Source organism: Pseudomonas sp. G2-4, assembly GCF_030064125.1.
Classification (GTDB): Bacteria; Pseudomonadota; Gammaproteobacteria; order Pseudomonadales; family Pseudomonadaceae; genus Aquipseudomonas.
This window is the reverse complement of the sequence record NZ_CP125957.1, coordinates 4,517,060-4,526,611: the sequence shown is the minus strand read 5'-3', so window position 1 is coordinate 4,526,611 and position 9,552 is coordinate 4,517,060. Positions and strand designations below refer to the sequence as shown.

The 9,552-nt window shown below is 61.9% G+C and carries 6 protein-coding genes; 1 reads left to right on the top strand and 5 read right to left on the bottom strand.

The genetic code is table 11. From position 1 onward, the window contains the following. Window positions 1-189 precede the first annotated feature (189 nt). The gene (locus tag QNH97_RS19685; protein ID WP_283553515.1) at window positions 190-1,152 is read left to right on the top strand and encodes an alpha/beta hydrolase; all 963 of its coding nucleotides are present in this window, start codon (window positions 190-192) and stop codon (window positions 1,150-1,152) included. Window positions 1,153-1,433: 281 nt separating this feature from the next. Here the strand turns inward: QNH97_RS19685 and QNH97_RS19680 are convergent, their stop codons facing one another. From QNH97_RS19680 to pvdM, 5 genes are all read right to left on the bottom strand, one after another. Further along, window positions 1,434-3,884, bottom strand: a complete 2,451-nt coding sequence (locus QNH97_RS19680; RefSeq protein WP_283553514.1) for a TonB-dependent siderophore receptor — start codon at window positions 3,882-3,884, stop codon at window positions 1,434-1,436. Window positions 3,885-3,988: 104 nt separating this feature from the next. After that, window positions 3,989-5,638, bottom strand: a complete 1,650-nt coding sequence (locus QNH97_RS19675) for a cyclic peptide export ABC transporter (protein ID WP_283553513.1) — start codon at window positions 5,636-5,638, stop codon at window positions 3,989-3,991. Window positions 5,639-5,917: 279 nt separating this feature from the next. After that, a complete protein-coding gene (gene pvdO / locus QNH97_RS19670) occupies window positions 5,918-6,793 on the bottom strand; it encodes a dihydropyoverdine dehydrogenase (protein WP_283553512.1) in 876 nt (291 codons plus the stop codon). 24 nt (window positions 6,794-6,817) lie between these two features. Then, window positions 6,818-8,098 carry a pyoverdine-tailoring periplasmic protein PvdN gene (pvdN, locus tag QNH97_RS19665; RefSeq protein ID WP_283553511.1) on the bottom strand — a complete coding sequence of 427 codons (1,281 nt, stop codon included), beginning with the start codon at window positions 8,096-8,098 and terminating at the stop codon, window positions 6,818-6,820. Continuing rightward, window positions 8,095-9,465, bottom strand: a complete 1,371-nt coding sequence (gene pvdM, locus QNH97_RS19660; protein ID WP_283553510.1) for a pyoverdine-tailoring dipeptidase-like protein PvdM — start codon at window positions 9,463-9,465, stop codon at window positions 8,095-8,097. Before pvdM ends, pvdN begins: the two co-directional genes overlap by 4 nt. Window positions 9,466-9,552 lie beyond the last annotated feature (87 nt).

Here is a 9,552-nt window from a genome sequence, read left to right as displayed (position 1 = left end):
GTCTTGCTCCTGTGGCGAGGGAGCTTGCTCCCGCTGGACTGCGCAGCAGGCCCAAATTTTTGTTTCAAGACAAAATGCTTGGGGCCGCTTCGCGACCCAGCGGGAGCAAGCTCCCTCGCCACAGGGTTTTGCATGAGTCTGAGTGGCTCATCTTATTTACCCATGGTTTTTTCATAAGGAACCCCTGCGATGTCCCTGCATCCAGAACTCAACGCCTTCCTCGACCTGGCCGAGGAAAGCCAGGCTGATGGTCCCGGGCCGTTTCATCTGTCGACGCCGGCCCAGGCTCGTGAGGCGTTCGAGCGCACCACCGTGCAATTGCGCTGGGGCGCTCCGGCGGATGTGCAGTGCGCAGCTCACTCATTCACGGCCCGTGACGGCGCGACGCTGGCGCTGCGTCTGTATCGTCCCGCCACGGCTTCGGCCCAGGCGCTGCCGGTGCTGGTGTACTTTCATGGCGGTGGTTATGTGGTCGGCAGCCTGGAATCCCATGACGGCGTCTGCCGCGAATTCTGCGCCCGGACACCGTGCGCGGTGTTGTCGGTGGGCTATCGCCTGGCCCCGGAACACACCTTCCCGAGCCCGCTGAACGACGGCGCCGACGCCCTCGACTGGCTGGCACGGCAGGCACACACCGAAGGCCTGGACGTCAGCCGCGTGGCGTTCGGCGGCGACAGCGTCGGGGCGACACTGGCGACGGTGCTGGCGCTGCAATCGGCCCTGGAACCCGCCTCCCTGGCGATCAAACCGTGCTTTCAATTGCTCTGCTATCCGGTGACCGATGCGTCCACCAGCAGCCCCTCCACCGAGCTGTTCGGCGAAGGCTACCTGCTGGAGAGCGAAACCCTGGAGTGGTTCTATCGGCATTACGCCAATGAGCCCACCGATCGCCTGGACTGGCGCTTCTCGCCGTTGCTCGCGCCGACCCACCAGGGCATGGCTCCGGCCTTGATCGCATTGGCCGGCCATGATCCGCTGCTCGATGAAGGCCGTGCCTACGCCCGACGCTTGCAGGAACAGGGGGTGACGGTGGAGCTGATCGAATACACCGGCTTGATTCACGACTACCTGCGCTTGCAGGGCGTGGTGCCGGAGATTGACGAGGTGTACGCGCAATTGAGCCAAGCGTTGCGGACTGCACTGGCCGCCTGAAACGCCACCATTTCCACAGTTATTTGGAGTGGTCTCAGGATTTTTCACACGCCAAAGACCCCTGTGGGAGACCCCTGTGGGAGCGAGCTTGCTCGCGATAGCGGTGTATCAGTCACCTCAAATGCTGGCTGACCCACCGCTATCGCGAGCAAGCTCGCTCCCACAGTTATTTTTGGAGTGGTCTCAGGATTTGCATATGCCACAAATCCTCTGTGGGAAGGTTTCAGGATTGGCAAGCACAAAAAAACCGGGCCACGCCCGGTTTTTTGTGTGGGTGTTGTTTAGAAGTCGTAGGTCACGTCCAGCGAGGCCACGCGTTCCTGGCCGTAGTAGCAGCCGAACGAGTAGTTGCAGTGGGACACGTACTCGCGGTCGAAGACGTTCTGCACGTTCAGGCTGGTGGTGACGCCACGCAGGCTTGAGGTGGCCTTGCCCATGTCATAGCTGATGGTGGTGTCGAACACGGTGAAGGCCGGGACGTCGAACGAGTTGGCCGCGTCGCCCGGTTTGCGTCCGGTGTGGCGGGCGCCTGCGCCGAAGGTCAGGCCATTGAGGGTGGCCTGGGTGAAGTGGTAGTTGACCCACAAAGTAGCGGAGAACGGCGCTTGTTGCTCGCTGCGGTTGTCCTCGTTGCCGTAGTTGTCCTTGGTGTAGAAAGAGTCGAGGTAGGTCGCAGCGCCTATCACGTCAACGTTGTCGATGGATGATTTGACTTCCAGTTCAACGCCGCGCGAGCGTACTTGGCCGGACTGGATCGAGTTCTGCGGGTCTGCCGGATCGGCGGTCACCAGGTTTTTCTGTTTGATCTGGAACACCGAGGCGGTGATCAGCGTCTTGTCGAACGGCTGGTACTTCACACCCACTTCGTATTGCTCGCCCTCGGTCGGCTTGAAGGACTCGCCGGCAGCGTCTGTGCCCAAGGTGGGCAGGAAGGACTCGGAATAGCTGATGTACGGTGCCAGGCCGAAGTCAGTGACATAGGTCAGGCCGATGCGACCGGTGAACTTGTTGTCACGCAGCGAGGAGACAGTGCCCGCCAGCAAGTCCTTGTTATCCACTTCGGCCCAGTCCTGGCGGCCACCCACGGTCAGGATCCACTTGTCCAGCTTGATCTGGTCCTGCAGGTAGACGCCGGTCTGGCGAACGGTGTTGTCCCATTGGGTGTCCAGCGTCGGGATCACGCTGCTGGTGTCGTAGTTGTTGTTGCTGCCGTACAGATTGATTGGCACTACGTTGTAGGCGTTGTAGCCATCGTATTTACGGTTGAAGTGGCGATAGTCCACGCCCGCGAGGGTGGTGTGCTCCAGGGCGCCGGTGTTGAATTTGTACTCGACGTTGTTATCGATGGTGTAGGCGGTGTTGTGCTGTCGCCAGTCGAGCTTGACGCGGTTGGCCTGGGTCTGGTCGGTCACGCCGCCGGTGGTGACAAAGCTGCGCAGGTAGAAGCCCTTATACTGGTCCCGCACATCGGTATAACGCGCAGTGGAGCGGAACGTCAGGTCTTCGGTTAGATCGTGGCTGAAGTCATAGCCCAGGATGAACTGGTCACGCTTGTAGTCGTTCCACCTCGAGTCACCGGAGAAGAAGTCCCGGTCGATGCGCTGGCCATTGGGGCCGCGCTCCAGGGAACCGATCCGGGGCAGGGCCTGGTAGTCCTCCAGGCCGTCATCCTTCTGGATCTGTGCCAGTACGGTCAAGGACGTGTCGTCATTGGGCGTCCAGGTCAGGCTCGGCGCCAGCAACATGCGCTCGCTGTGGGTGTGATCGACCTGCTGGTTGCCTTTTTTCGCTACGCCAATCACGCGGTAGCTGAATTCCTTCTGGTCGTCGATCGGGCCGCTGGTGTCAAACGCGCCATTGACTCGGTTGTAGCTGCCCGCGCCCAGTTTGATCTGGCTGCGCTGTTCAGTGGTTGGGCGCTTGGAAACCATATTGATCAGGCCGCCTGGTTGGTTCTGCCCGTAGAGCACCGATGATGGCCCCTTGAGCACTTCGATGCGCTCCAGGGTATACGGGTCGATCTGCGGCGCGCCGCCGAGGCTGCCAGCGTAGGGCAGGTAGGCGCCGTCGAGGTACAGCGGCGTCGGCGAGAAACCACGGCTGGTGATTTCATCGGCGATGGCGTTGCGGTCGGTGAAACCGCCTGTGTTCAGGCCCGGCGTGTAGCGCAAGGCCTGGGTCAGGTTACGGGCACCCTGGGTGGCGATCTGGTCGGCGGTGACCACGTTGATGGTCTGCGGGATTTCCGTGATCGGTGTGTCGGTCTTGGTGCCGGTGGCGCTGCGGGTGGCGACATAGCCTTCCACCGGGCCGTAGGCGGTTTCCGCAGCCTTGCCAGTGATGGTGGTGGCGCCCAGCTCCAGCGAATCGCCCGCGGTCCTGGCGCGTACGGTGACGGTGTTGCCCTGAACGGTGAACATGACGCCGGTCCCCACCAGCATCTGCGACAGTGCCTGGGCAGGCGACAACCGGCCGCTCACCGGCTGGCTGCGCAGGCCTTGGACATCATCAGCGCTGTAGAGCACTTGCATGTTCGATTGCTTGCTCAACACCTGCAGTGCGCTGGACAGCGACTGCGCCGCAATGTTGAGGTCGGCCTCCTGGGCCTGGACCTGTGCACTGAACGGCAAGGCGAGTGCCAGGCTGAACGCGGTGGCACTGAAGCCTGGTTGCAGCAAACGGCGCATGATCAGTGCCTTGGTAAAACGTGGAATCCCCGGAGTTGCTGGCATGTGTTTCACTCTTGCAGGTTTTAGTTTTAATAAGGGTGGAGTTGTCATCAATTCTTAATTAGGACGCACGACCCAGAAAAAACCAGAATGAGAATCGTGATTATTTACGCCGGTTGCAGTTCGGTGATGACGCGGCCGGCTTCCATGCGCACCAATTGGTCGGCGACATCGAAGTAACGGTCGTCGTGGGAAATCACGATGATGGTCTTGCCCAGGCGCTTGAGATCCGGCAGCAACTCCGTGTAGAAAATCCGTCGGAAGGTCGGGTCCTGGTCGGCGGCCCACTCGTCGAACACCAGCACCGGGCGTTCCTCCAGCCAGGCGTTGACCAACGCCAGGCGCTTGCGCTGGCCGGTGGACAGGTCGGTGGTGGTGAAGGCGCCGTCGCGCACGCTGACCTTGTGGGCGATCTCCAGGCGTTGCAGGTATTTGTTGGCGTCGTCCGGGATATGGGTGTCGCCCTGGACGATGTCGTCGAACAGGTAGTAATCGGCAAAGATCGTCGTGAACAACTGGCGATAGTCGTCGCGGGTCACGGCTGTCACGACTTGGTCGTTGAGGCGGATTTCCCCTTGCTGCGGCGCGTACAGGCCCAACAGCAGCTTGATCAGCGTGGTTTTGCCACAGCCGTTTTCACCCACGATGAACACGATGTCGCCCTGGTCGATCTTCAGGTTCACCGGTCCCAGGCGGAACGGCGTGGCGTCTTCCACCGCCGGAAAGCTGTAGGCCACATTGTTCAGTTCCAGCGTCTGCACCGGCGTTTTATGGCTGCCCTGATCGCTGAGCAGCAGGTGCGGTTCAGGTGAGGAGAATTGCTCCGACAGCTCGGCGATGCGGCGGAAGGCGATTTGCGCGCGACTGACGATCGGCAGGGTGCCGATCAGGTGCTCCAGCGGGCCTTTCATGTACAGCAACACCAGCACGAAACCGCTCATCACCGCTTTGTCGGCGCTCGGCCACAGCGATTGCAGGGCCAGGGCCAGGCCGATCACCACGAAGAACAGCATCGAGCCGAAGGTCTTGGCGATCACGAAAATATTCACCGAGCGGATCTGCGTGTCGCAGATCTTGTCGGCGGTGTGCTCGATGCCCGAGACGAACATGCGTTGCCGGCGGGGGCGATGGATGCGCAGTTCCTTGGCGCCTTCGGCGATGGCGTTGTAGTGCTTCTGCAATTCGTCCTCGGAGTCACGCGCCTCCATGAAACCCTTGATGCCATGGCCGCGGGCGATGTACTGCACCACGGTGCCGATGACAATCGCCACGACCATCATCAGGAACATCGGCCACGACAGCATCGCCAGGTAACCCATGCACCCGAGGGTGACGGTCAGGGAAATGGCCAGGGGGGCGAAGGCGAAGGCGAAATCGCTGATGGTGTCGACATCATGGGTCAGCACCGGGATCAGGCGATGGCTGCGGTAGCGCTCGATCTGCTCGATGGGCGCGCTGAGGACTTTCTCACCCAGTTCCTTGCGTAGCTTGGCGATGATCTTCTGGCCGACATAATTGGTGCCGATGTCGGAGCAGATGGAACTGAACAGGGCCAGCAGGCACAGCCCGGCGAATACGCCGACCACGGTGTTGGTCAGGCCGCCTTCGGCGTGCAGCACAGTGTTGATCGTCGCCAGCAGCACGGTGACGCTCAGGCCACCGACCATGCCCAGCAGGATGGCGCCGATGACAATCAGCCGGAAGGGTTTGAGCAGGGTGAACAGTTCATTGATCACCCCGCGTTTTTGTTGGCTCATGGAGGTTTCCCTGCTTGATGAAAAGGGCGAAGGCCCTCGCGGGCGTTTACCGCATGGGCTGGAGGACGGCGGCACGCCGGTTGGGGCGCGCCCACCTGTAGAACGATTGTGGGGGGAGGGGATTTAACGATGAATCGCCTGACACACATTATTGTGGCGAGGGAGCTTGCTCCCGCTGGGCTGCGCAGCGGCCCCAATATTTTGCGGTCGCTGCGCAACCGAGCGGGAGCAAGCTCCCTCGCCACAAAAGCCTGCTTTTAGGCGCATCGGCGAAGCGGTTCATATATCCCGCGCCACCCGAAAACCAATCCAGTCGCCGCGATCGCTGGGCACCAGCGCGTTGCGGTTGCCGGAGCGGGAGAACACCGGTGCTTCGCCCCAGTCGTTGCCACGGATCCGCTTGAACTCGCACTTGCCGGTCAGCCAGGCACTGCCGTCGCCCGGCGCGCCGACGTAGCTGTCGTTGTAGCAATCGGCCGTCCACTCGTAGACGTTGCCGTGCATGTCGTAGACGCCGAAGGCATTGGGCGCGTAGCTGCCGGCCGGTGCGGTGAAGTTGTAGCCGTCGGCCGCGCCGTAGGTGTTGGCGTGTTGGGCGATGCTGTATTCCTTGCCCTCGTCGAACGGGAAGGGGAACGGGCCGGTGCTGCCGCCGCGCGCCGCGTACTCGCGCAGGGATTCGCTGACCAGCCGGTACTGCTTGCCGGTTTTTTTCGACAGCCATGCCACGTAAGCGTTGGCCTCGGCGAAGTCCATGCACACCGCCGGGTGTCGGTCGGTGTATTGCTTGCGTGGGGCGCTGCCCTGGTAATCCGGAATGCCAGCCTTGCAGGCGCGACCGGGGCGCTCATCGCCGTCGGGCATCGAGTAGCCGGTGTCGCGAAGGTAGGCGAACCATTCGCCCTTGAGTACCTGGAAGCGGCTGATCGCCAGCGGTTTGGCGAAGGTCACCGGATGCATCGGGCCTTCATCGGGCTCGCGGCCCACTTCATCTTCCGGGGTGCCCATCTGGAAGGTGCCGGTGGGCAGCACGACCATTTCCGGGCAGTCCTTGCAGTCACGAAAAACCTGGCCCGGTTGCGAGGCCTGGGCACCGGAGGGCAGCAGGGCGGAGAGGGCCAATGCCGGGAGTAGCTTCAAGGAAAAACTGTTCATCCATTTCTCTCGATAACGTCAGGTTCAGAGTGTCTTGCTCAGCAAGCCCATGAAGCGGTCGATCTCGGCTTCGCTGTTGAGCAACCCCGGCGCGGTGCGGATTACCGGTCCTGCGTCGCGATGCACAGCATCGGCAATCACTCGGTTCTTCATCAGGTAGCCGGCGATCTCATCGCTGTCGCGCCCCTTGACCCGGAAGAAGGTGAAGCCGGCTGACAGGTCCGGGCTCAGGGGCGTGACCAGCTCGATCTGCGGCTGTGCCACCAGCTGTTTTTTCAGGTAGGTGTTGAGTGCATGAATGCGCGCCTGCACGTCGGGCTTGCCCAGTTGCAGGTGCAGCTTGAAGGCTTCGTCCGCCGCCCAGCGATGCTCGAAGGCGTGGTAGCCGCCCGGCGTCATGGTGGTGGAAAACGTTGTGGCCTCTGAGAACGTCGGAATGATCGGCGTGATGTATTTGAGCTCTTCGCTGCGGCTGCACACCAGGCCTGTACCCCGTGGGCCGAACATCCACTTGTGGGTGCCCGCGATGAAGAAGTCGCAGTTCATTGCTGGGAAACTCAGGTCCTCGACGCCAAAACCATGGACGCCGTCCACCACGTACACGATGCGCTGCGCCTCGCTGCGGCCCTGGTTGTGCTTGTCCACCAGCGCGCCGATCTGGTCGATGGGCAGCTTCACGCCGCTGCCCGAATGCACCCAGGTCATGCCCAATACCCGGGTTTGTGGGCGGATGTTGCGGTCGATGGCCGTGAGGATTTCTTCGTGGCTGGCGTTGTGGGCGTTTTCGAACAACTTGATCTTGCGCACCTGGGTGCCATCCCGTTGGGTGCGCAGATCGAGAATGGTGTGGGTGGCGTAATGCTCATGGGCGGTCGTGAGGATTTCCTGATCGGTCGCCACATGGACGCCGCCGTAGATCATCGCCAAGCCCTCGGTGGTGCTGCCGGTGAGGGCGATCTGCTTTGGGCCTGCTTGCAGATAACGGCCGGCCCAGGTCCGTACGTTTTCCTCGCGTGCTTCGGTGACGCCCAGGTCCCAGTCCATCAACAGCCCCGGATTTTTATCCAGGGCGGCGCGGTGTTTTTCGATGGCCTCGCGCACCGGGCGCGGGTGGGTGGTGACCAGGAAATTGGAGAAATGCAGGTAGTCCGGGTCCTGGTCGAACAGCGTGCGCAATTGCGCCCATTTGTTGCGCGGCAGTGGCGGCAGCGAATCGGCGGCGACCGTAGCTGGCAGGCTGGCGGCCAGCGGCAGACCGGCGGCAAGGATCCCGGCTTGCTTGAGAAAGGTACGGCGTTCATTCATGGCTGGACGGCCTTCTGGTTCGAGGCCAATGCGGGTTTTGCGGCTTGCTGGACCTGATCCCAGACCCGCAGGAAATTGCCGCCCCACAGTTTGGCAATGTCGGCTTCGGAGTAACCACGGGTGAGCAGTTCGGCGGTGACGTTGCGAATGTCGCCGACGTTTTCCCAACCTTTGACGCCGCCGCCTTCGTTGAAGTCGGAGCTGATGCCGACGTGGTCGATGCCGATCTTGCGCACGGTGTAATCGATGGCATCCCCCAGGTCCTTGAGGCTGGCCTTGGGTTCTTCTTCGAGAATGCCGTAGAGCTGGCCGGCGTATTCGCCAAACTTTTGCTCCGGCCAGGCGGCGATGATCGGGTCGCCGGGCATCAGCGCCATGGCGAGGTTGGGCAGTGGCGGCAGGTCGAAACGTTCGCGCAAGGCGTTGAGTTTGTCCTGGGTCTTTTGCGTCAGCGGGCGCAGGTATTGGGAGAAACCGACGATCTGCACTACGCCGCCGCTGGCCTTGATCAGCTGCATTTCCTTGTCGCTGAGGTTGCGCGGAATGTCCACCATCGCCCGTGGCGCAGAGTGAGAGGCCACCAGCGGCGTGCGGCTCAGTTGCGCGACTTGCTCCAGGGCCTGGGTCGACATCTGTGACACGTCGATGATCACACCGAGGTCGTTCAGGCGTGTCACTGCTTGCTTGCCAATCTCCGACAGACCGCCGAGGGCGTCCGGTGAATCGTTGAAGAACGGCAGCGGGCGGGAAGAGTCAGCCCAGTCGTTGTTGCCGATGTAGCTGAAGCCGAACATGCGCATGCCCCGCGCCGTCCACAGGTCCAGCAGGCTCAGGTCATGGCCCAGGGGGTAGGCGTTGAGCATGCTGATGAAAATCGCGAACTTGCCTTCGCCGTGCAGGCGGCGGAAATCATCCGGGGTGTAGGCGATGGCGACTTGGTTGGGAAAGTCCCGGACCAGGCCGGTGATGATCTTGTAGCGCACTTCCTGTTGGTTGCGCGCTTCCTCGACGAAACCGGCAGTAGGCTTGTGCGGTGCATTGTCGCCGTTCCACAGCTCGGGCCAGCCGAACACCGTCAGGGCCGCGCCGGACAGCTGTCCGCGGTTGGCTTTGACCAGGTCGAACTGGCCGCTGCCGTCCTTGTCGGCTTCATTGCCAGCGGTGCCGAAATCCAGCGGCACGGTGATGTGGCTGTCAAAGGACAGTAGGCGTTCGTGCAGCTCCCGAGCTTCTTTCATCACCTTAACCGGGTAGCCGGGGTTGTCCCGCCACCAACGGTCCCAGGCTGCCAGGCCGCCACCGACGGCCAGCGCCAGGGCCAATGGCAGGCCGATGAAAAGAGCCTTTTTCGAACGTCGTGTTGTCATTGCCGATCTCAGTCAGGTTCGCCTTGGAAGGACAGGCGCAGAGGCCTCTGCTATCTGGGGAGAACGAGTGATCGGCGGGGAAATTTA